Source organism: Methylosinus sp. C49 (assembly GCF_009936375.1).
GTDB lineage: Bacteria > Pseudomonadota > Alphaproteobacteria > Rhizobiales > Beijerinckiaceae > Methylosinus.
The window spans coordinates 59,956-81,688 of sequence record NZ_AP022333.1 but is presented as its reverse complement, the minus strand read 5'-3'; the positions used below and the strand labels follow the sequence as shown (position 1 = coordinate 81,688).

Sequence of the window (21,733 nt, the reverse complement as noted above, 5' to 3'; positions counted from 1 at the left end):
GATTCACCGTGAGCTTATCACGGCGGCAGCGAGATAGATCATGTCGGAGAAACTCTGATCTGTCTTGTCGGCTCGCATCGCGATGCGTTTGAACTCTTTGAGCTTACCGAAGAAATTTTCGATCAGATGCCGCCATTTATACATCTCCAGATCGATTTTGCGCGGCTGACTGCGGCGCGGGTGTTGTGAAATCACGACCTTGGCGCCGCGCTCGTCGAGATCTGCGATGATGGCGTTGCTGTCGAAGGCCTTGTCGGCGATCAGCGCCGCGAAAGACAATCCTTCGATCAACGGAGGCACGTCGACGGCGTCGAAACGCTGCCCCGGCATCAGACGAAAGCGCACGAGATTGCCGACCGCATCGGTGAGCGCCAGAATTTTTGTGGTCATGCCGCCTCTGGATTTGCCTATGGCCTGGCTCGAAGTCCCCCTTTTGCGCCCTGACCGTGGCGATGGACCTTCACGATTGTCGCATCGACCATGACATATTCCATGTCGGGCTCTTCAGAGACCGCGTCGAACATTCGCTGCCAGACATCGGCCTTCACCCAGTCGCGAAAACGCGTGTATGCGGTGCTCCAGTTGCCAAAGTGCTCCGGCAGATCGCGCCAGGGACTTCCTGTGCGCACGATCCACAACACCGCCTCCACGAAAAGTCGGTTATCCCTGCCGCTGCGGCCGGGATCGCTGGCCTTGCCGAGGCAGAGCGGCTCCATCTTCGCCCACTGCGCGTCCGTCAATACGAATCGATCCATCCAAAGCTTGAATCACGCCAAGCTAAAAATGGGAATCCTGAATCCCAACAGGCCCTAGCTAATCCGGGGGACCGCTAAATCGCCTTTTGCCGCCGAGCGGTCGATCCTCGCCTCAGGGTCGAGTCCACACCTCGACGCCATCTCCAGTCAGTCGCACCGGCGTCGCTTCCCCACCCGCAGCGTTCAGCGCGCGCATCACGGCCGATTTGCTCTCCGGCTCCGACATAAACATCAGGAAGCCGCCCCCGCCGGCTCCCGACACTTTGCAGGCATAGGCGCCGGCCTCGAGTCCGACATTCAGCAGCCGCTCGACGCGATCGTTGGAAATTGTCGTCGCCGTGCTTTTCTTGAAGCGCCAGGACCGATTCATCATCTCTCCAAAGGTGAACAAATCTCCGGCGAGCAGCGCGGCCTTCATTTCGAAAGCCGCCTCCTTCAGGGCCATCATCGCTGCGATGACGTCCTCATCATTCGAGTTCAATCTGCTGATCTGCGCTTGGATGATCGTGTCCGACTCCCGAGACAGCCCGGTAAAACAAATGACCAGCGACGATTCGAGCTCGAGCAAAAAATTCCTATGCACGCGGAGCGGATTGACGATCACACGATCCTTCTCGAGAAACTCGATGAAATTGACGCCTCCGAACGCAGCAGAATACTGATCCTGCTTGCCGCCCGCCAGCCGAAGCTGTCGACGCTCGATTTCGAACGCCAGATGCGCCAGCTCATACAGTCCGATAGGCGCTTCGGCATATTCCCGCATCGCCTCGCAAATGGCGATAACGAGCGCCGACGACGTTCCCAGCCCCGATCCCGCGAGCGCGTCCGTCGTCGTCACGATCGTGACGCCGCGAGATCGCGACAGGAAGCCATCCTGCAGAAACCGATTATATATGCCTCGATGCAGCCGTAGCCCGCCGGAGCTGTCGATCGGCGTCCCGAAGGCATGGGCCTCGACAACGCCTCTGTCACGAGCATCCAGCACCAGCTTCATATCGTCGCGCGAGCTCACATAGCAATATGCGTAGCGATCGATGGTGCAGTTCAGCACCGCGCCGCCGTGCAAGTCGCAAAACGGCGAAAGGTCGGTGCCGCCGCCGCCGAAGCCTAGGCGCAGCGGCGCGCGGGAGCGAATTGTCCCGCCTGGCGCGACTCCCGCGACTCGCAATCCGGTGGGAGCAGCGTCGGAACCGATGTGGCGCGGCTTCATCGCCGACGTCCGTTCTCTAGAAGAGATCCGACCAATGCTTCGAGATTGCGGCGATAGACAGCTTGCGAAAAATTAGCGTCGAAATACGCTCTTACCCCGCTCGCTCGTCTCTGCGCTTCCGTGTGACGGGGCTCACGAGCTTTCCGCTTCAGCGCGCGCGAAAACGACTCGGCATCATCGGCGATCGTCACCTCGCGCAAACCCATCACATCGTCTTTCATCCCGCGCAGCGCAGCCGATGTCGCGATCATCGGCAACCCGCTCGCCATCGCCTCCAGCGTCTTGATCGACAGGCCAAAGCCTTCGACCATAGGCAGCAGAACGAGTCGTGCATTCTCATAAACGCATCGCACATCATCCACTCGCCCCACGAAGCAGTCGCGATAGCGCCTATATTCCTCGGGCGCTGCCGAGCGCATTCCGAGATCTATGTTGCCGATGATTTTGATATCGATCTCTGGCGCCCTCGACGCAACCTCGCGAAGGAACCAGACGACGCTTTCGACATTAGCGGTATTGTTGCTCGCCACTATCACAATGTCGTCGCCGCCTGGACCCTGAGGCGCCTCCGGCCCCGCCGGATAGAGCAAAGCGTGAAGCTTCTCCGGCAAGAGCTGTGAAAATGTTTCATGCTCCTCGATGTTCACATGCAAGAGCAGATCGGCCCCGCGCATGCTCTCGAGCTCGATAGCGAGCATCGCCTCATAGGTCGCGTGCGGGCGTAGCCAGGGAATATTTTTGTTCATGAGCATGAACTGGCGGGCTTGAAGATCATGGCTGTCGAGAAGAATTGGTGAGCGCCCGTCGGAGAGGCGCTTCGCGACAGGCATCAGAAAAAAATGATTGCAGTGAACGACGTCGAACGACAGCTCAGCGAGCTTCTTCGAAAATCGCGCTTGCTCCGCGAGCGCCCTTCGAATGATCGCTTGATCGCCATGCGCATAAGGCCAAACGACGTCGCGAACGAAGCTCGGACAGAAAAGGGCGCTCAACGGCGCGCCGGCATAAAAGCGCGCATCGCAATCGAGCTCCGGCGTCGATTCGATATATGACCGCCAGATCCATGAGCGTTCGGGAATGAAGCCTGGATCGGTGCTGACGGCGACCATCGACACATGCGCGCCCATCGCGCGATATGCCTCGACCTGACCGAGGATGGACTGATAGCTCCCGCAAGAATGCCAAGCGGGATGCACGATCGCCACTTCCCTGCCGAGAAGCGCCGAAGGCTCGGTTTGACGTCCGACAATCGGTTCGTTCATGCCGGCAACATCATTGCGGCGATCTCCGCGAGAGCACCGACGTAAGCGTCGAAGCCGAATACCGAGTCGAAGAATTGGCGCGTGTCGCTCGTGGCGCTCTCCATAATGTCGACGCCGTCGTCGATGCGGGCGTGAGCGGCGCGCAAGGCCGCCGCAAAGCTCGGCGCGTCCGCCGCGATCGTGACATTGTGAAGCCTTTGCGCGCCGACCTCTAAGCCGCGAAACGCGACCGGCGTCGCAATGAGGGGAGCGCCGCTGGAAAGAGCTTCCGCCGTCCTGATCGAAAGTCCGTGTCCCTCCAATGTCGGGAGCAGCACGCAAGCGGCCCGCTCGTAAACCGACTCGATCTGCGGGACTCGCCCCCGAAACAGATCTCGATGAGCGTCGAAAAGCGATTTGTCGCGGGCCCGCACCGCTTTATCGACGTCCCCGAAAATGTCGATCGAAACGCCTGGCGCGAGCGGAAGCACCTCCTCCAATAGCCATTTCACTCCGAGATAATTCGGGTAGTGCCCGCTGGCGACCGTCAAAATTCGATCGCCTCCGCACGACGGTCGCGCCGGGGGGACCGCCGGATAGATGAGCGCGTGGCGCTTTTGCGGCAGAAGCCGCCGGAAGGTGTCGTGCTCTTCGCTGTTGAGATGCACGCAATAGTCCGCCTTTTTCATCCACTCGAGCTCGACCGCGAGAAGTTCGTGGAAGCCGACATAGGGCGGCACGAAGAAGCCATCTCGGTTGCGCAACACGAATTGAGACGCCTGGACGTCATGCGTCTCCAAGACCACGGGCGCACGACGATTGCGAAGCAATCGACGCACAAAGGGTAGCGTGAAAAAATGATTGGCGTGGACGAGATCGATTGTTTCGTCGCCGATCCCCATCGGCAGAGGCGTCTGCTTGCTGAGCTCGATGAGCCACGACGCCTGATCGCCATGGATCAGCGGCCACCACCCTCTTTTGAGCAATGAGACGTTCGTCCAGCTGCCTGTTGGTGGGCCGGACAGATAGTGCTTATCAACCGGCAAATCGCCGCTTTCGGCAATATACCGGCGCCAACGGTCGCCATGAGGCGCGTCGGCCGTCGGCGCGTCCATCAAGGCTATCGACACGACGCGCGCGCCGAGCGCGCGATACGCCATAGCCTGGCTGAAGATCACGCGATAGGTGCCGCATGAAGACCACGCCGGATGCGCGATAGCGACCGTTCTCCCATCGAGCCGGTAGCGGCGGCCCGACGGAATGAAATCGGAAGTTCTCGATCGCCCGAATTGCAACATGCTACTCAAGAAGCCTCTCTCGGAACAGCCCCCTGCGCCCCTCTAGCGGATTTGCCGAGGCGAAGTATTTCTGAATAATTTCGAGTTCGATTTGAATTTGACACTTTATCGAAATGCGGTGAGCGCGCCGTTCGAAGAATGGCCTCTCTTCCGCCATATGATGGACTTTATGCTTCCGCTCAGGTTCTGAACTATAGATAATGGCCCTTGTGCTAAAGGCGCTGCTCTCGAGTTGCGAGGGACCGCCGATTCGAACGAGTGCGGCGCCGCTCGCGAGGCGAGAGCCATCCGATGCGGTCGACCGCAGGAACATGGGAGAGTTGATGACTGGAGCCGGGTTCCATCCATCGCCGGCTGGCGATTGTCGGTATGGTGTCGCGATCGTCGCCAATGACAAGATGATCGATTGGTTGCTTCCCTTTCTGGAAAGCTATCACGAGACCAACGCCGGGCTGCCGCTCTATCTCATCCCGTATGACGACAACATGGCTCTGACCAGACATGCGGCCGAGGTCTATGGCGTGACAATGGTCGAGAGCGAGCCCGTCGAGGTCGACCGGTTGTCGCACGAGCTCTATCCCGGAGTTTTCAACTCCCATCGGCGTCGGCTTCGCAAGTTGCAGGCGCTCGCGCTCGCGCTCGACGAAGTAGCGTATGTCGACGTCGACGTGATCCTTTTCCGCGATCTGAGACCGGTTTTCGGTCGGCTCGAAAGCGGAAAAAGAGAATTCATCGTCGCGTCGCCGAGCTTCGAATATGTCTACAACGAAAACCGGAAAAACTACGCGTTCTTGGACGACGCACTACTGTTCAACGACGGGTTTTGGGTCACGTCGAGCCGTTTTCTGAGTCTTTCCGATGTTCTCGAGACGGTTCGGAGCGACATCGACATTTTCCACGCGGTTCGCAAGCGAGGCCAATTATTTGCGCAGCCGCTGATGAATTTCGTCGTGCACAGGCGAGGGCTGAAGACCGCGCTGCTGCCGCATTGCGTCGAGAACGCCTCCCATGAGAACTACTACAAAGCCCCCGGGATCACCTTCTCGAAGGGCAAGCCGCTCGATCCGGAAGGCAAGGAAATCTATCTCGCCCACTGGGCCGGGGCGATCACCCTCCCTTCACACGACGTATTCGCCGGCGCCTGGAAAGAGCTCTCGAGAGCGGCCCGGACGCGAGTCGGCAAGCGAGCCGGAGCGCATTCCTTCTTCAGATGAAACAAGGAAACCGTTCGACGAGCGACACCGAGGCGTGAGGTTCATGAGCCATGATGACTAGGCAGGCTGTGATATTGGTCGGCGGCAAAGGAACGCGGCTCGGCGCGCTCGCATCGACCACTCCCAAGCCGCTCATGCCGATCAGCGGCGATGCGGTGTTTCTCGACGTATTGCTGCTCGAGATCGTTCGCCACGGTTTCGATGACATTCTTCTGCTCGCCGGACATTTGCACGAAAAAATGCTGGAACGCTATCGAGGGCGCTCCATTCGTGGCGCGTCTTTACGGGTCGTGGTCGAAAGCGCGCCGGCGGGGACTGCGGGGGCTTTGAAAAATGCGGCGCCTTTGCTCGATTCTGTGTTTCTGCTGGCGAATGGCGATACGCTGTTCGACATCAATCTCCGTCGACTCTCCGCGCGTTTGGAGAAAAATCCAGATATTCTCGGCGCGCTCGCGCTACGGCGGGAATCTGATGCGACGCGCTACGGCAGCGTGAGATTGCAAGATGGATATATCGTCGCCTTTCGGGAAAAAGGAGGTCGCGCCGGACCGGCGTCGATCAACGCCGGCCTGGGCGTGTTTCGGCGAGAGATTTTGACCCTTATCGAGGAGACGCCCTGCTCGATCGAATTGGAGGTTTATCCTCGGCTGGCGGCCGCCCGCGCGATGCTCGGGGAAGAGTTCGAAGGCTATTTTATCGACATCGGAACTCCCGAGTCGCTCGACAAAGCGCGGAGAGATCTCGCGGGCAGACGCCGGCCCGCGTTTTTTTTCGACCGTGACGGCGTGCTCAATCGCGATGCGGGCTATTGCCATCGCGTCGAGGATCTCGAATGGATTCCTGGGGCCGTCGAGACGATCCGACGCGTCAACGAATCCGGAGCTTTCACCTTCGTCGTCAGCAATCAGGCCGGAATTGCGCGCGGGTTGTTTCGCGAGTCGGATGTCGACAGATTTCACGCGGCCATGTCCGCGCAGCTCGCTTCCGCTGGCGCTCACATCGACGCATTCTATTTCTGTCCATATCACCCGGACGCGGTCGTGGCCGAATGGCGGCATCCAAATCATCCCGATCGAAAGCCGAATCCCGGCCTGATCGAGCGGGCTCGGGCCGAGTGGCCCATTGACAGTGCTGCGAGTTTTCTTGTCGGAGACAAGGCGAGCGACATGGAGGCGGCGAGGCGCGCAGGAATTCGAGGGCTGTCGTTTACGGACGGCGATCTATATGAGTCGACCCGATCGGCGATCGAGCATGTCGCGGTTCTTCGCGGTCGCACGCACACATGATGATGAGCCTTCAGCAGGAACGGCTCGCGCGATTTCGCGTTCGCGACTTGCCCGACGATTCCGCGGCTAGTGGGCGGAAGCGTCTTTCAACGTGCCGATGTCGCCATGCGATCCGGTCGGCATGCGCCGATGACTCGCCGCTGCGAGCCACGATCGGCTTCGATCGCGAACCGCCGAAGGACATGATATGATTGGCGTTGATGAGTCGAGCTCGTTTCTCGCGTGGCTCAAGCAAAAAGCGCTTCCGCTATGGGCCTCGAACGGTTGGGATGAGCGCACGCATTCATTCGTCGAACGTCTCTCGCTCCGAGGCGAGCCATTGCTCGAGGCGCCCAGACGAGCCATGGTTCAAGCGCGGCAGATTTACAGTTACAGCGTCGCGCATCGATCGGGCTGGTTTGGGGATGGAGCGGAGTTCGTCGCGCGCGCAGCTACGACGATGATCGAACGCTATTATGAAGCCGATGGCGCTCGCGGCTGGGCGTTTTCCGTCGCGCGCGATGGCTCCGTTCTCGATAGCCGTCGCGATCTCTATACGCATGCGTTCATATTGCTCGGTCTCGCGAGTGCTTTCGAGACGACGCGAGATCCCACCTATATCGCGGTCGCCGACGCGACATTGAGTTTTCTGGATCGCGACATGGTCTCCGAGCATGGCGGCTATGTCGAAACCCTGCCGACGGGCGATAGCCCGCGCCGTCAGAACTCGCATATGCATTTGTTCGAGGCGTTGCTTTCGCTATTCGATGTGACGAGGAACTCCGCGTATCTCGAACGCGCCGAGGCCGTGCGTGATATTTTCTTCAGGCGATTGGTTCAGGCCGAAAAATCCGTTGTCGTCGAGTTTTTCGACGCTCATTGGCAGCCTCTCGAGGGGCCGCGCTTTCCATTCGAGCCAGGTCATCATTTCGAATGGATCTGGTTGCTAGAGCAAAACGAAGAGCTTCGACACGTCGATCAGACGAGCACTGTCTCGCGGCTATGGGAAACGGCGTTTCGCGCCGGAGTCGGCGCAGACGGCCGAATTTTTGCTCGCGCGACTGTCGAAGGAGCCGTTGATCGCTCGACTCGGCTTTGGTTCTATGCCGAGGCGGCGAAGGCCGCTCATGTAATGCGGTCGAAATACGAGCGGTTCGATTGTCCGATAGCGAGCGATTTTCTGGCTTCGATGCAGGCTCGATTTCTAGAGCCTGCATCATCGGGCAGCTGGATCGACGAGTTCGACGCCAGCGGCGTCCCCAAAGTGGATTTTGCTCCCGCGAGTTCTCTATATCACATATGCTGTGCGATCCGAGCGTCAGACAGCCCGAAAAATGTTTAGACGCATGCCTTGGTGGTTCTGGCGCGAGCGGCGTGCGCGGGACATAATCCATGTGAGGGCGGAACTGGGGCTCTGGTCATGGTAGATGTCGAGCGAGGACGTCATTTCAAAAGTCGCCGTTTCGACCGCGATTTCATCGTTCTCTGCATGTGCTGGTAGCTGCGATGCAAGCTCAGCTTTCGAGATCGCGTGGAAGCGATGGACGCTACTGGTCACGAGCGCGTTTCGGGTCAGAGTCGAACCGAGTTGTCGAGCCTCGACTTCCCGTGATGCGGGACATATCGAGCGAGCATTCGTGGTGAGAGCCGTCGCCGCTGGAAAATCTGCGTGGCGATAGGCGTGACGCGCGTCTTGCGTGGAGCGGCGCCGGCCTCTCGATCAGATGCGATCATTCGTTTGATTTGCGCTGGAGCCCACTTGGCGGCGGCTTGTCATCAAAACGAGATATTTATCGCATGTAAGTGCGTCGATCTTGGCGTCAGGTTGGCGGATGTCTTGCTCTTTCGTCGCGTTGGACTGGGGTAGCTGGCATGTCGGATCAGGGTTCGCCGACTCCCGAGCGCGGGCAGGGGTCGGCTTGGCTCGCGGTCGCCCAGCCGCTCGAGGTGAGATGGCTGGTCGGCGTGACGTTGATGGTGCCGGCGCTTCTCGCCGTGGGCGTCTACTTGCTTCGCCATACGCCGTCCTCGACATATTCGAGGACACAGGATTCGGTAATCGACGTCCGCTTGCTTCCTCCGCGCGAGCACGTCGACCGCCTGCAGGCGTCGGCGCCGCCGAGAATCGGGACGGCGGCCGCTATGCTGTCCGAGCGACCCGTCGAACAATCCGAGCCGACCTTTGTCGTCCCGGACACGAGGCCGACGCCACAGGAACAGGCTGTCGACACGAGGTCTGTCGCGGAGGCCCCCGCGGCATCTTCGCCCCGAATGCTCACTTCCGACAATCGAGCGGCGATCGCCTTCCAAAAGGCGCTGCTGGCCCATATCGCCCGGTTTCGGCAGTATCCGGAAGCGGCTCGGCGGGCGGGACAGCAGGGAACGGTGCAAGTGCTCTTCGCCATGCGGCGGGACGGCGCCGTCACCGACGTGCAGATTCGGACCAGCTCTGGCCAGAGCGCTCTCGATGCGGCGGCCGCCGAAACGATCCGGCGGGCGCAGCCGCTGCCGAGAATCCCCCGCGAACTGCCTGACCGGCTGACGATTCTCGCGCCGATCGCTTTTGATATGCTCTGACGCCTGGACCGTTCGTCGCAGGAATGGCGTGCGCAGGTTGGAAAGCGATGCGGCGGCCTCTTTGCGGACCGTAGAGTTGAGAGTCATGCGCATCGAATTGTCGATCAAACGGGTTTCTACGATTGGGCGGTGGGCTTCCATGGGCGAGGCCGATCGCATCCGCGCCGCGAGGGCGTCGTTCCTGCCGTCGCTTTTCGTAATGGCGTGGGTCACCGTTTTCGCCTATGCGGCGTCGGCCCAGGACGAGGGCCCACGGGAGGAGCTGGCCCACTTCTTCGACATCCCCGCACAGTCGCTCGCGAGCGCGCTAGAGGCCTATGGCCAGGTCGCCGGCGTGCAAGTGCTCTTCGAGAGCCGTTCTGCGGCTGGGCGCCGATCTGCGTCGCTGCATGGAAGCTTCACGGCGGCCGCCGCGCTCGAGCGCCTTCTGGCGGGAACCGACATCAAAGCGCGCTATGTCGGACCCAATGCGATCACGCTCGAGCGGCTTGCAGCCCTCTCTGATCTGCCGCCTGCTCATCCTCTCGCATCCGCTGATATGTCGCTCGATCCGCTGCAAGTTCAGGCGTCGAGGGACGGCGATCAAGAACAGGCGCTCTTGCGCGATTATAGCGACGCCGTCCGCGGCGACATCGAGAGGGCTCTACGCAGAAATGCGCGGACGCGCTCGGGAAACTACCGTATCGGCGTCAAGCTCTGGGTGGATGACGCGCGCAGGGTCGAACGCGCTCAATTGTTCCAGTCGACCGGCGACAGTGAGCGGGACGCTGCGGTGAGCGCCTCTCTCGAAGGGCTTCTCATCAGCCGGGACGCGCCGACGCATCTGCCGCTGCCCGTTCGCGTCCTGGTCGTCGTCAAATCGCTCAAATAGACGCGGCGGTTCCCGAGGACCGGCGGGATCGTGTCGCCGCAGCGGCCGAAACGCGTCCGCATGGAGGATATTCGACGACGCCTCGAGCGAGGCTGTCATAAATTCGTCGTTCAACGCCGTTAGTGACGTCAAGCTCTTGATGTCTCTAGAGCCGGCGTCGTTGGGGCCCGAGTTCCGTGATTCAGACCAATCGAGCGCGTTTGTGCAATCAGCTCGTCGAAAGTTACGACGAATTGTTGAGACGACTCACGAGACGGTTGGGCTCGGCGGATTTCGCCTACGAAACTCTTCACGAGACATTCCTGCGATTGGACCGGGTGGGCGAGGCGGCGGACGTTCGGAGCCCGAAGGATTATATTTTTCGCACGGCCGTCAATATCGCCAAGGATCAAAAGAAAGCCGGGCGTAATCGCGTGAGCGCTGCTGCGGTGGACGCGATCCTCGACATTTGCGACGAAGCGCCCGGACCAGCCCAAATCGCCGAGGCGCGTTCCGAGATCGAAGCTTTCACACGCGCGATGGCCGAGCTGTCGCCGCGCCGCCGTGAAGTGCTGAGGAAAATCGCCGTCGAGGGTCGGACAGCGCAAGAGGTCGCGGCCAGTCTGGATGTCACCACCCGAACCGTCGAGGCTGATCTCAGATATGCTTTGACGCATTGCGCGGAACGTCTGAGTCGCACGCGTGTGGTCCGTCTGGGGGGGCCACGGCCGAAGTCATAATGACGCGGATGCGCCATGACGACGCGCTCTAAGAGACGGGCGCGCTATGCGCCGTTCAAAAGCTCTCCCGCAAAATCGTCTCATTTTGGTTTTCGGCGCGCTTCGGGATAGGCGCGCGCCAGTCGTCTGATGTTCAGAAGCGCTGGACGCTTTTGCGAGCGTCTGAGCGGAGCTTCGACGACGGGAGTGGCCGTTGTCTCGTTTGCAAAGGCTTCGGTCGAGGTAACGACCCGATCGGACGGCTCCGCGCAGGACCGAAAGATGCGATGCGAGAAGATTGCTCCAAACCCATAGAATCGCATAAAGATACGCGACGCTCTCGCCTTCTGACGGAGGATTCTGGCGTGGCTGGCGCCGACGACGAGCCTCGAAACGTGACTGAGCCGGCCGACACGTGCGAGCCTCGTCCCCTGTTGGACGAAGCTCTCGGCTGGATCGCGCATTTGAAGGCCGGCGAGGCCTCTGCCGCGGAACTCGAAGAACTGCAGCATTGGCGCGCGCAGAGCCCTCTTCACGAAGAGGCGTTTCGGGACGCCGCACGCGTCTGGCGTCTCGTCGGCGTAGCCGGCCGGGAGCTGGCTGCCGAAGGGAGCGAGAAGACGGCCTCGCCGCCGCAAATAATGTCGCCGCGCCGGGCGCTGTCGCGTCGAGCGTTTGTCGGGGGCGCGATCGCCGCCTCGGTCGCCGGGGTCGCGCTCCTGCACCCGCCGCTCGATCTATGGCCATCGCTCAAAGAACTCTCCGCCGACTACCGCACGGGCAAAGGCGAGCGGCGAGTGGTGGCCCTCGCTCCCGACGTTTCCCTGGAGATGAACACCCAGACGAGCATCGCGGTGAAACCGACAGAGGCGGCGTTACAGATCGAGCTGATTTCCGGGCAGACCGCGGTCTCCGTCGACCTGCCGCAGTCGCGGCGGCTCGTCGTCCTCGCAGCCGGGAGCACGATCACGGCGAACCAAGCGCGCTTCGACGCGCGCTGCATCGATGGCGTCGTCTCGGTGAGCTGCCTCGAGGGCTCGGTGAGCGTCGCGCAGGGCGAATTCATGTTGCGCTTCGGCAAGGACGAGCAAGTGTCTTACGGAGCCGACGGCGTCATGCGGTCCTCGCGCGTCGACCCGCGCCGAGTGACTGCTTGGAGGGAGGGGCTGCTGCTCTTTCACGACACGCCGCTCGCCGAGGTCATAGAAGAGGTCAATCGCTACCGGCCGGGTAAGATCATCATCGCCAACGCCGATTTGCGCCGACGCATCGTCGACGGCGTTTTTCGCGTCGATCGGCTCGAGGTTCTCGTGGAGCAGGTTCAGCGCCTGTTCGGAGCCCGCGCGCTGGCGCTTCCGGGTGGAGTCGTCCTTCTCGGCTGACGACGGCCGCCGCGCTCCCGCGCGCAAACAGTCCTCTCGAAACTCACGCCGATACGATCTCGCGAGGTGAGGGCTCCGTATTTTTTCGCAATTTGATTTTCGGGTCCGGGCTAGCCGAATCGTCTTTCCAACGAGGGAGCGCGTTTGATCGTCCCGCCGGGCAGCGATCGACCGCCGGGAGCATGCTTCCTGCGTTGGTGAGGAACCGAATGTTCTCGTCCAGTAGTGAGCCGAGCGGTCGCGCATATGCGCGGCGTCGAAGCGATGTCCATCGTGACTTTGTCGTGATGCTGGTGATGTGCGGCGGCCTGTCGGCGTCGACCGACGCTTGGTGCATGGGCAAAGCGCAGAGCGCTGTGGCCGAAGGCGCCGCCGAGGCGACGTCCCCAGGAAAGGCGGCCGCGGAAACGACAGCGGCCAAGCCGCCTGTCTCTGCGAAAGTGTCGTCGGAGAGTTCCGCGTCGTCGGCGCGTTTCGATATAGATGATTTCGTCGTCGACGGAGCCGATCGACTGACGCAGCTCGAGGTCGAGGAAGCAATCTATCCATTCGTCGGCCCGGGACGTACGGCCGCCGACGTCGAAAAAGCGCGCACGGCCCTCGAAAAAGCCTATCACGACAGAGGCTTTCAGACGGTCGCCGTATCCGTTCCGCAACAGAATGCGCAGGGTGGCGTCATTGTTCTCAAGGTCGCCGAGCTCAAGATCGGCCGCTTGCGCGTCAAGAGGGCGCGCTTCTTCGATGTCGATCAGATCAAGGCCAAGGCGGTCTCTCTGAAGGAAGGAACCGTGCCGAATTTCGGCGAGGTGACGAAAGATATCGTCGCGCTCAACCAATGGCCCGACCGGCGCGTGACGCCCGCGTTACGCGCCGGCGTTGCGCCAGGCACGGTCGATGTCGATCTCGAAGTCGAAGACAAGCTTCCTCTCCATGCGAATATGGAGTTCAACAATCGTCGTTCACCCAACACCACAGCCCAGCGCGTCATCGGCACGGTGCGCTATGACAATCTGTGGCAGCTGGGTCATTCGCTGAGCTTCACCTATCAGGCGGCGCCGCAGAAGCGCTCCGACGCCGAGGTGTTCTCCGCTTCCTATCTCGCGCGCGTGCCGGACGTCGATTGGCTGGCGGTGCTCGCATATGGACTCACATCGACGAGCGACATCGCCACCGTCGGCGGCGTGAACGTCGTCGGGCCGGGCCAGACTATCGGATTGCGCGCTGTGATGTCGCTGCCGACGATCGAGAATTTGTATCATTCTTTCTCGGTGGGGCTGGACTACAAGCATTACGGCGAGATCGTCAGGATCGGAACCGAAACTTCATCCTCATCGCCGATCACCTATTATCCGCTCGCGGCGACTTACAACGCCATCTATCAGACCGAAAGCTTCACCACGCAGCTCAATGCGTCGTTCACTTTGAACATGCGGCCAGCGAGCAGCAACGAGACCGCTTTCGACAACAAACGCGCCTATGCGTCGGGAAACTTCACGCATTTCAACCTAGACGTTTCTCATCTGCAGGAGCTGCCGGGCGGCTTCCAGGGCTATGGCCGAATCGTCGGCCAGATCGCCGACGGCCCCTTGGCGTCGAGCGAGCAGATGAGCGTCGGCGGTCTCGACACCGTAAGGGGCTATCTCGAATCCGAGGTCCTCGGCGATACCGGAGCCGCCGGCACAGTAGAGCTGCGCAGCCCCAACGTCGGCGAATTTCTGCAGGATGCGGTAAAGCGCGAAGCCGGCGCTGATCGCCTGCCGATGAGCCTGTTCAACGATTGGCGGATGTTCGGCTTTGTCGACAAGGGGGTCGTCGAAGTCATTCATCCGCTGGCCGAGCAGCAGGCGCATTTCAATTTATGGAGCTACGGCTTCGGGGCGCGCATCAAGCTGCTCGACCATGTGAGCGGCATGTTCGTCTATTCGATGCCGATGATCAGCCAACTCTATACGCAGGCGAAGGAGCCGCGCCTGAACTTCCGTGTCTGGGGTGAATTCTGATGACGACGATGACGTTCGACATGCCCATTCTATCCGAGTTGAGAGGCCGCAAATTGGCGCTCGAGTTCGCGCGCCGTCGCTTCCGCATCGCCTCGATGCTCTTCTGCGTCGCTACGATGATGACATTGTGGTCGTCCTCCGCTTTCGCCTGGTGGAACGACGAGTGGCAATTGCGCAAGAAAATCACCATCGACGCCAGCGCCTCTGGCGCCAATATCACGGACCCTATCGGCGTGACGCCCGTGCTGGTGCGGCTGCACATTGGCAATTTCCGCTTTTCCGCGGCCAAAGAGGATGGCGGCGATCTGCGCTTCGTAGCCGGCGACGACAAGACGCCGCTCAAGCATCACATCGAGAAATTCGATCCGCTTCTAGGGGAGGCGTTGATCTGGGTGGCCGCGCCGAATGTGCAGCCCGGCGCAAAGACGGATATATGGTTGTACTATGGCGACAAAAAAGCCGTCTCGACCGCTGATCCCAAAGGGACCTATGATGCGGAGGCCGCGCTCGTCTATCATTTCGCGGAACGCGGAACGCCGGCGCTCGACTCGTCAGTGTGGGGCAACAATGCGTCGAGCGTCGGTCAGCCGGCGGATGGCGCGATCATCGGCGGCGGCTTGCGGCTCGACGGTCGCGCGCCTCTTATTATTCCCGCGTCTCCGTCCTTGGCGCTGGCCGCCGGCGACGCTTTCACTTTTTCGGCTTGGGTCAAACCGGCGACGCTCGCGTCCGATGCGATGCTCTATAGCCGCCGCGCCGGCGCCGATGCATTGACGATCGGCCTCGATAACGGCGCGCCTTATGTCGAGGTGACGGCGGCGGGCGCTGTCGCGCGCAGCGCGGTCGGCGCGCCTTGGACTGCGAACGCTTGGCGGCATCTCGCCGTGGTCGCCGGTGCGGGACGCGTCTCGCTCTATGTCGATGGCCGGGTCTATGCAACGCTCGACGCCAGCGTGCCAGAGCTTCGCACGAACGCTACGATCGGCGGCGAAGATGGGACCCTCGGCTTCGTCGGGGATATCGACGAATTGCAGATCGCCAAGAGCGCTCGTCCGGCTGGCTTCATCAAATTCGCTGCGATCGGACAGGGGCCGGATCCATCTAAGCTGATCTCCTTCAGCGTCGACGAAGAGACCGCGAGCTGGTTGTCCGGCTATATGGTTATCATCTTGAAATCGGTGACGCTCGATGGATGGATCGTCATCGGCCTATTGATGATCATGGCGGTAATCAGCTGGCTCGTCATGATCGACCGCGCGACCTATTTGAATAGGCAGGCGAAGGCCAACGCGCAATTCATGAAGAGCTTTCGCGAGCTCGCGACCGATTTGACCGCCCTCGATCACAGTGACGAGGATGATGTGGCGACATTGGGCGGCCGCATCAGCGAGCGGGACGCAGCCGGCATTCGTCCATCCTCGCTCTACCGTATCTATCACATCGGCGCTTCGGAGATCCGTCATCGCTTCATCGCCTGCGGCGTGCGCAGGGGCGTGCTTTCTGGACCGTCGATCGCGGCGATCCGGGCGGCGCTCGACAGTGGGGTCGTCAAGGAGACGCAACAGCTCAACCGCTTGATGGTCGTGCTGACCATAGCAATCTCGGGCGGGCCGTTCCTCGGGCTGCTCGGCACGGTCGTCGGCGTCATGATCACCTTCGCGGCGATCGCGGCGAGCGGAGACGTGAATGTCAATGCGATCGCGCCGGGCATCGCCGCGGCCCTGGTGGCGACAGTCGCCGGCCTCGGCGTCGCCATCCCCGCGCTGTTCGGATACAATTATCTCATCTCCCGCATCAAAGATCTGACGAGCGACATTCATGTCTTCGTCGATGAATTCGTGACGCGCATGGCCGAGTCCTATTCGGAAGGCCGGCTCGATGTCGTCGAGCGGCGAATTGCGGGGGAGTGACGCCGATGAAGATGCAAGACGAAGCCAAGCCCTATGACGATATCAACATCACGCCGATGCTCGATCTCGCCTATGTTCTGCTCGTGATCTTCATCATCATGACGACGGCGACGGTGCAGGGCCAAAAGGTCAATCTGCCGAAGGCCTCCGCCGCTCCGAGCCTTGCCACGCAGACGACGAAAGCGATCACCATCGCCAATGACGGCAAGATCTTTCTCGACACGATTCCCGTCACCTTGCCGGAGCTCGAGCAGCGGCTCATCCAGCAGAAGGCGTTGACGCCGGAGTTTCCGATCGTGCTGCGCGGCGATGCGCAGGCGCAATATCAAAGCGTGATGGATGTTCTCGATCTCTTGTCGCGTATCGGCCTCACGCAAGTGGGGCTCGCCACCAAGCCGTTGGTGAAGTGAGCCGCCCCGCGCGAAATTCGGAGAAGGCGTCATGAATTCGTCGACTGGACAAAGCTATCGTCGGCCGGAGCGTGAAGCTTTCCAGCATCGTAATGACGCGTCTGTGAGAGGCTGGCTGCGCCGCCATAGGGCCAAGATCGCGATCGGCGGCGCGGTTCTGTCGATCATCGCTGTCGTCGTCCTTTCTGGACATGACGATCTTCCGGCGCCTCGCCGAATTCACGAGCTTTCGATCGTCAACATTCTTCAGCCACCCCCTCCGCCTCCCCCCCCTCCGCCGCCCGAGCAGAAGATGATCGAGCAGACGAAGGTCGACCAGCCGGAGTTTCAAGAGCCGAAGCCGGTCGACGAGCCGCAGAAGGCGCCGATCAAGGATGCGAAGAACGATCAGCCTCCTGGACCGCTCTCGCTCGACGCCAAGGCGCAGGGACCCGGCGATCTGTTCAATCTCGGCGGCAAGCCCGGGGGAAATGCTTATGGCGGCTCCGGCGGCGGTAGCGGATGGGGCTGGTATGCGTCCATGGTGCAATCCCAGCTCCGTTCCGCTCTCGAGGCGCATAAGCGGACACGCAGAGCGACGATGCGCGGAAATATCCGACTGTGGGCGGATCAGTCCGGTCGCGTGACCAGAGTGGAACTCCGCGGAACGACCGGCGACGCCGAGCTCGACGCGGTTCTCCGCAATGAGGTGTTCGGTAATCTCACTCTGCGCGAGCCGCCGCCCAAAGGCATGCCGATGCCGATGATTATTCGGATCACCGAGCAGCGACCGAGTTGATCGGCGCAGATAGTATCAATCGAAGCCACGCATCGCGGCTGAAGAGTGCTGGGGAGTTTCATGTTCGAGAGAAAGTTGGGAGCGCGTCGCAGTTCGTTGGTCTTCGTCGCGTCTCTTTGCGCATGCGCCGGTTCGGCTCCGGCTGTCGCGCAGGATGCGGCGGATGAGGGAAAGACCGCGGAGCCGAAGCCAGCCAGAGTGTCGCGAGCCAAGCCGCTATCGCCCAATGCGACGATCAATCTGGTCAATCTTCTCGTCAAGCAGGGTGTGCTGACGGAGGAGCAAGCGAAGTCGCTGGTCGAGCAGGCGGCCAATGAGGCCTATGTGCAGCGCCAGGCTGCGAAGGATGCGAGCGTGAAGGCGGGCGATGCGGCGAAAGTCGCGGCCGCCGCTGCCGCTGCCGCCGCCGCGTCGCCGCCCGGCGTCAAACATGTGAGCTATGTGCCGGAGGTGGTAAAGCGGCAATTGCGCGAGGACATCAAGAAAGAGGTCATGGCGCAGGCCGAGAAGGAGAATTGGGCCTCGCCCGGCAAATATCCCGAATGGGCGTCGCGCATCCGGTTCTACGGCGATATGCGCCTGCGATATCGCGGTATCTACTATCCGAGCGGAAACGATCAATACGATGCAGTCAATTTCAACGCGATCAATACCGGCTCGCCCTATGATGTGAGCAAGACCAACCCCTATTACTATCCGACCTATGACGTCACACAGAATCGCGATCAATTCCGCTTTCGTGGCCGCCTCGGAATGATCGCCGATCTTCACGAGGGCTTTTCGGCCGGCTTGCGCTTTGCGGGAGGCGAGAATAATTCGCCCGTGTCGCAGAACCAGACCTTCGGCGCGAACGGCGGCAATTTCTCGAAATACTCGTTATGGATCGATCGCGCTTTCTTCAAATATCAGCCGCTCGAGGAATTTTCTCTCATCGCGGGACGAATGGACAATCCATTTTGGTCGCCGACCGATCTCGTCTGGTATCGAGACATCGGCTTCGACGGCTTCGCGGCGCAGGGCAAATACGAGATCGCCGAAGGCATTACCACTTTCGTCGCCGGCGGAGCCTTTCCGGTCTTCAACACGGATCTGAACGCGGGAATCAATTTGCCGTCCTATGACGGCGGGCCTCCGACGAAGGTGCCGAGCCACGATAAGTGGCTCTTCGCGGGGCAGCTCGGCGTCTCCGCCAAGCTCGATGATGATTATGCGTTCAAGATCGCCGCCGCCTATTATGATTTCAGCAAGGTGCAGGGAGAGTTGTCGAGTCCCTGCCGCGTCTATAGCGCATCGGACGGGTGTGATACGGATCTGACCCGGCCGTCTTTCGCGCAACGTGGCAACACCTACATGCCGCTGCGCTCGATCATCAAAGACACTTCGAACAGTGGCGGGACGACCGGTCAATATCAATATTTCGGGCTCGCCCAGCAGTTTCGGCCGTTCGTCGCCTCCGGCGAGGTCGACTTCGGACATTTCGATCCCGTTCATATCGTTCTGGATGGCGAGTTTCTGGTGAATACGGCTTTCAACGGAAGGGTCAGGCCAGATATTCTCGCCAACAATGTGACGGGCGCATTCGAGATAAGCGCCAACGAGTGGTTCCCCGGCAATTACGTGGGCGGGAAATACGGCTATCTCGCGAGCGTCACTGTCGGACATAGGGAAATTCGTCGTCTCTTGGATTGGAATGTCTTCGCGGGCTACAAATATCTCGGGTCGGATGCGATGGTGGACGCTTTCGTCGACGCCGACTTTGGGCTCGGCGGCACGAATCTGAAGGGGTATTTCGTCGGCGGCAATCTCGGAGTCGGCAAGAATGTGTGGCTGTCGCTGCGCTGGATGAGCGCGAATAACATCTCCGGGGTCCCTTACGCCGTCGACGTTCTGCATGTCGACCTCAACGGGAAGTTCTGATGATGCGAGTTCCGATGCTTTTTATCGCCGTGTCACTCGCAGCCTCGACGATCACGGGCGCACGAGCGGACACGGAAGCGGACCGGCTTCGCGAGGCTTTGCGCGGTGCGATCACGCAACAGCGTGCGCTGGAGGATCAGCGCGCAGCGCTACAGGCAAAGCTCAGCGAGGTCGAGAGCGAACGAGCGCGACTCAAGGACCAGGTCGGAGCGGCCAAGGCCGAAGTCAAAGAAGTGTTGAAGCAGAATCGCGAAGCAGTGGAGGAGTTCAATCGACGCATCGCAGAACGAGACGAGACCTTGGAAAAGTGGAAGGCTGCCTATGAGGAGGCCGCGGATGTCGCGCGCGCCAAAGACGCGGAGCGCGCCAAATTCGAAGTGCAGGCCGCAGCATACAAGGCGAGCGTCAAGAGCTGTAACGCCAAGAACGTCGAGCTGGCGAAAATCGGTCGCGATTTGCTGGAGCGCTATGAGGCGGCGAATTTCGCGGATCTCGCTGTGGCGAGCGAGCCGCTCACGGGCGTGCGACGCGTCGAAATCCAAAATCTCCTGCAGGATTACAACGACAAGATCATCGATCATAAGGTGAAACCATGAGTCAAGTGTTGTTCCGCGTTACGAGCCTTCTCCGAGTGGCGCGCGCTGTCGGTCTCGCGGCGATGATCGGCTCGCCGGTGAGCGCGCTGGCGGAAACGCCCCCCGGCGGCGCCTTTGCTCCCAAGCTCAGGCCTGCGCCGCAGGTGGCGAGCAAGCCGAAAGGGTCTCCGGAAGCCGTGAACAACGACGGCAGATCGCGTGAGGAAGTCGTCGCGCATGTCGGCGACAGCGACATCACCTCCGCGCAATTGCGCGCCTATGTCGCGACTCTCGGCGCGCGCGAGCGGGCGGCGATCGCCAAAGAGCCGGCGCTGCTCAATCAGATGGTGCGTCTCATGCTCAATGAGCGTGTCGTGTTGCAGGAGGCGATCGCTAAGAAGTGGGACCAGCAGCCGCATGTCGCGGCCCAGCTCGAGCAAGTGCGGGAGCGCGCGCTCATCGAGCTCTATCTCCAATCGGTCTCGATACCTCCGGCGAATTATCCGAGCGAGGAGGAATTGCAGAAGACCTATGACGCCAATCGCAGCCTCTTCATCGTTCCACGGCAGTTTCAGCTCGGCCATATTTTCATTTCGGCGCCGAAGGATGCAGACCGCGCGATCGAAGATAAGGCGAAGAAGACGCTCGAAGAGATCGAGCGCAAGTTGAAAGCGGCGGGCGCCGATTTCATGGCGGTGGCGCGCGCCGGAAATGACGCCAGCGACGGCGGCGATCTCGGCTGGTTGTCGGAAGGTCAGATTCGACCTGAGATCCGCACACGCGTGGCGGGGCTCGTCAAAGGGGCGGTTTCGGAGGCGATCCGCCTCGACGACGGGTGGCACATCGTCAAGCTGATCGACACCAAGGCCTCCTACACGCGTTCGCTTGCAGAAGCGCACGAGCAGCTCGTGCAACAAATGCGGACCGAGCGGGCGAATGCGCTGCGCCGCGCCTATGTCGCCGAGCTGCTGAAAAAGCGTCCGGCTGTCGTCAATGAGATCGCTCTGTCGAATCTGCTCGACAGCGTTCGCAAGTAACTTCACCTGGAAGGTCGTTCATGTCCGAGAACCTCGTCACATCCTTGACGCTCGACGATCTGCGAGATCTTCTCCAGCAGGCGGGCTACCGCGTAGAAGCGGTGACCGATCCGGTCGCGAATGTCGCGTATTTGCGCTCGGCGACCAGCGGTCTGGCCTTCGATATTCGACCGGGCAATCGCTTGGCCGGCGACGAAGGCTGGCGTTTCGCCGATATGGCGTTCGTGTCCATTCTTCAAGTGAATGGGGAGCTTCCACGAGACCTCGTCAACGGCTGGAATGTCGCGCGCCGATTTTCGCGACTGCAGATGAGCGGGCGGTTTCTCGCGCTCTGCATGGATATTTCGATCGTGGGCGGCGTGACGCGAAGCCATTTGCGGACCCATGTCGAAATCTGGGATCAGCTGGCGCAGGAACTCATCGTCTATTTGCGTGAGGGGTTGCGCGGATCGCATGCGAATGGAGCCGACCGAGGCGTCGAGAGCGAGGTCGTGGCTCCGCGGAGCGTCGACGCGCCGAACGTCGATCCTGCGACTTGGCCAAGCGCGCCAACGTCACACTGACAATTCTCGAAAGACACATGGCATCGACATGA

General features: G+C 60.9%; 19 protein-coding genes. 15 read left to right on the top strand and 4 right to left on the bottom strand.

The window, feature by feature from the left end; genetic code table 11:
- Positions 1 to 3: 3 nt before the first annotated feature.
- The 4 genes from GYH34_RS18760 to GYH34_RS18745 all read right to left on the bottom strand — a co-directional run bounded on the left by GYH34_RS18760 (position 4) and on the right by GYH34_RS18745 (position 4,504).
- Positions 4 to 755 (bottom strand): IS5 family transposase gene (locus GYH34_RS18760; protein WP_161915142.1). Its coding sequence is split into 2 segments (ribosomal slippage): positions 4 to 425 and positions 425 to 755, totalling 753 coding nucleotides; the frame shifts between segments, so codons are not numbered across the junction.
- A gap of 112 nt (positions 756 to 867) precedes the next feature.
- Entirely contained in the window at positions 868 to 1,965 is a 1,098-nt protein-coding gene (locus tag GYH34_RS18755; protein ID WP_161915141.1) for a dehydrogenase, read from the bottom strand.
- Positions 1,962 to 2,795, bottom strand: coding sequence for a glycosyltransferase family 4 protein (locus GYH34_RS18750; RefSeq protein ID WP_244635401.1), 834 nt, complete (start codon positions 2,793 to 2,795; stop codon positions 1,962 to 1,964). The genes GYH34_RS18755 and GYH34_RS18750 overlap by 4 nt, the downstream gene beginning before the upstream one ends.
- 428 nt (positions 2,796 to 3,223) lie before the next feature.
- A complete protein-coding gene (locus GYH34_RS18745) occupies positions 3,224 to 4,504 on the bottom strand; it encodes a glycosyltransferase (protein ID WP_244635400.1) in 1,281 nt (426 codons plus the stop codon).
- A gap of 311 nt (positions 4,505 to 4,815) precedes the next feature.
- On the opposite strand from GYH34_RS18745, the gene GYH34_RS18740 reads away from it, so the two are divergent.
- The 15 genes from GYH34_RS18740 to GYH34_RS18670 all read left to right on the top strand — a co-directional run bounded on the left by GYH34_RS18740 (position 4,816) and on the right by GYH34_RS18670 (position 21,701).
- Positions 4,816 to 5,718, top strand: a complete 903-nt coding sequence (locus GYH34_RS18740; RefSeq protein ID WP_244635399.1) for a hypothetical protein — start codon at positions 4,816 to 4,818, stop codon at positions 5,716 to 5,718.
- 50 nt (positions 5,719 to 5,768) lie between these two features.
- Complete coding sequence (locus tag GYH34_RS18735) at positions 5,769 to 7,004, top strand: HAD-IIIA family hydrolase (protein ID WP_161915140.1); 1,236 nt, start codon at positions 5,769 to 5,771, stop codon at positions 7,002 to 7,004.
- A 187-nt stretch (positions 7,005 to 7,191) separates the two neighbouring features.
- Entirely contained in the window at positions 7,192 to 8,325 is a 1,134-nt protein-coding gene (locus tag GYH34_RS18730) for an AGE family epimerase/isomerase (protein ID WP_161915139.1), read from the top strand.
- Positions 8,326 to 9,254: 929 nt separating this feature from the next.
- A complete protein-coding gene (locus GYH34_RS18725) occupies positions 9,255 to 9,560 on the top strand; it encodes an energy transducer TonB (protein ID WP_161915138.1) in 306 nt (101 codons plus the stop codon).
- A gap of 139 nt (positions 9,561 to 9,699) precedes the next feature.
- On the top strand, positions 9,700 to 10,431 hold the full coding sequence (locus tag GYH34_RS18720) for a secretin and TonB N-terminal domain-containing protein (protein ID WP_161915137.1): 732 nt from the start codon (positions 9,700 to 9,702) through the stop codon (positions 10,429 to 10,431).
- A gap of 176 nt (positions 10,432 to 10,607) precedes the next feature.
- Positions 10,608 to 11,150, top strand: coding sequence for an RNA polymerase sigma factor (locus GYH34_RS18715; protein ID WP_161915136.1), 543 nt, complete (start codon positions 10,608 to 10,610; stop codon positions 11,148 to 11,150).
- Between the two features lie 413 nt (positions 11,151 to 11,563).
- Positions 11,564 to 12,511 carry a FecR domain-containing protein gene (locus tag GYH34_RS18710; protein ID WP_244635398.1) on the top strand — a complete coding sequence of 316 codons (948 nt, stop codon included), beginning with the start codon at positions 11,564 to 11,566 and terminating at the stop codon, positions 12,509 to 12,511.
- Between the two features lie 182 nt (positions 12,512 to 12,693).
- Positions 12,694 to 14,511 (top strand): ShlB/FhaC/HecB family hemolysin secretion/activation protein, encoded by a 1,818-nt coding sequence (locus tag GYH34_RS18705; RefSeq protein WP_244635397.1) that lies wholly within the window; start codon positions 12,694 to 12,696, stop codon positions 14,509 to 14,511.
- Between the two features lie 95 nt (positions 14,512 to 14,606).
- Positions 14,607 to 16,421: a MotA/TolQ/ExbB proton channel family protein gene (locus GYH34_RS18700; protein WP_244635414.1), complete on the top strand. Its 1,815-nt coding sequence runs from the start codon at positions 14,607 to 14,609 to the stop codon at positions 16,419 to 16,421.
- Between the two features lie 5 nt (positions 16,422 to 16,426).
- Positions 16,427 to 16,831, top strand: a complete 405-nt coding sequence (locus GYH34_RS18695; protein ID WP_024881694.1) for a biopolymer transporter ExbD — start codon at positions 16,427 to 16,429, stop codon at positions 16,829 to 16,831.
- 31 nt (positions 16,832 to 16,862) lie between these two features.
- Positions 16,863 to 17,609, top strand: coding sequence for an energy transducer TonB (locus tag GYH34_RS18690; RefSeq protein ID WP_161915134.1), 747 nt, complete (start codon positions 16,863 to 16,865; stop codon positions 17,607 to 17,609).
- Between the two features lie 60 nt (positions 17,610 to 17,669).
- A complete protein-coding gene (locus GYH34_RS18685) occupies positions 17,670 to 19,526 on the top strand; it encodes a putative porin (protein WP_161915133.1) in 1,857 nt (618 codons plus the stop codon).
- 2 nt (positions 19,527 to 19,528) lie between these two features.
- Entirely contained in the window at positions 19,529 to 20,122 is a 594-nt protein-coding gene (locus tag GYH34_RS18680; RefSeq protein WP_161915265.1) for a hypothetical protein, read from the top strand.
- Positions 20,123 to 20,157: 35 nt separating this feature from the next.
- Complete coding sequence (locus GYH34_RS18675; RefSeq protein ID WP_244635396.1) at positions 20,158 to 21,138, top strand: peptidylprolyl isomerase; 981 nt, start codon at positions 20,158 to 20,160, stop codon at positions 21,136 to 21,138.
- Between the two features lie 20 nt (positions 21,139 to 21,158).
- Positions 21,159 to 21,701 (top strand): YbjN domain-containing protein, encoded by a 543-nt coding sequence (locus GYH34_RS18670; protein WP_161915131.1) that lies wholly within the window; start codon positions 21,159 to 21,161, stop codon positions 21,699 to 21,701.
- The last annotated feature ends 32 nt before the right edge of the window (positions 21,702 to 21,733 follow it).

Bases quoted from the DNA above. Each gene is read 5' to 3' on its own strand.
- GYH34_RS18685 (WP_161915133.1), top strand. From the start codon at position 17,670: ATGTTCGAGAGAAAGTTGGGAGCGCGTCGCAGTTCGTTGGTCTTCGTC.
- GYH34_RS18670 (WP_161915131.1), top strand. From the start codon at position 21,159: ATGTCCGAGAACCTCGTCACATCCTTGACGCTCGACGATCTGCGAGAT.
- GYH34_RS18700 (WP_244635414.1), top strand. From the start codon at position 14,607: ATGCTCTTCTGCGTCGCTACGATGATGACATTGTGGTCGTCCTCCGCT.
- GYH34_RS18745 (WP_244635400.1), bottom strand. From the start codon at position 4,504: ATGTTGCAATTCGGGCGATCGAGAACTTCCGATTTCATTCCGTCGGGC.
- GYH34_RS18740 (WP_244635399.1), top strand. From the start codon at position 4,816: ATGGGAGAGTTGATGACTGGAGCCGGGTTCCATCCATCGCCGGCTGGC.
- GYH34_RS18690 (WP_161915134.1), top strand. From the start codon at position 16,863: ATGAATTCGTCGACTGGACAAAGCTATCGTCGGCCGGAGCGTGAAGCT.
- GYH34_RS18730 (WP_161915139.1), top strand. From the start codon at position 7,192: ATGATTGGCGTTGATGAGTCGAGCTCGTTTCTCGCGTGGCTCAAGCAA.
- GYH34_RS18750 (WP_244635401.1), bottom strand. From the start codon at position 2,795: ATGCCTGTCGCGAAGCGCCTCTCCGACGGGCGCTCACCAATTCTTCTC.
- GYH34_RS18725 (WP_161915138.1), top strand. From the start codon at position 9,255: ATGCTCACTTCCGACAATCGAGCGGCGATCGCCTTCCAAAAGGCGCTG.
- GYH34_RS18695 (WP_024881694.1), top strand. From the start codon at position 16,427: ATGAAGATGCAAGACGAAGCCAAGCCCTATGACGATATCAACATCACG.
- GYH34_RS18735 (WP_161915140.1), top strand. From the start codon at position 5,769: ATGATGACTAGGCAGGCTGTGATATTGGTCGGCGGCAAAGGAACGCGG.
- GYH34_RS18755 (WP_161915141.1), bottom strand. From the start codon at position 1,965: ATGAAGCCGCGCCACATCGGTTCCGACGCTGCTCCCACCGGATTGCGA.
- GYH34_RS18720 (WP_161915137.1), top strand. From the start codon at position 9,700: ATGGGCGAGGCCGATCGCATCCGCGCCGCGAGGGCGTCGTTCCTGCCG.
- GYH34_RS18680 (WP_161915265.1), top strand. From the start codon at position 19,529: ATGCGAGTTCCGATGCTTTTTATCGCCGTGTCACTCGCAGCCTCGACG.
- GYH34_RS18705 (WP_244635397.1), top strand. From the start codon at position 12,694: ATGCTTCCTGCGTTGGTGAGGAACCGAATGTTCTCGTCCAGTAGTGAG.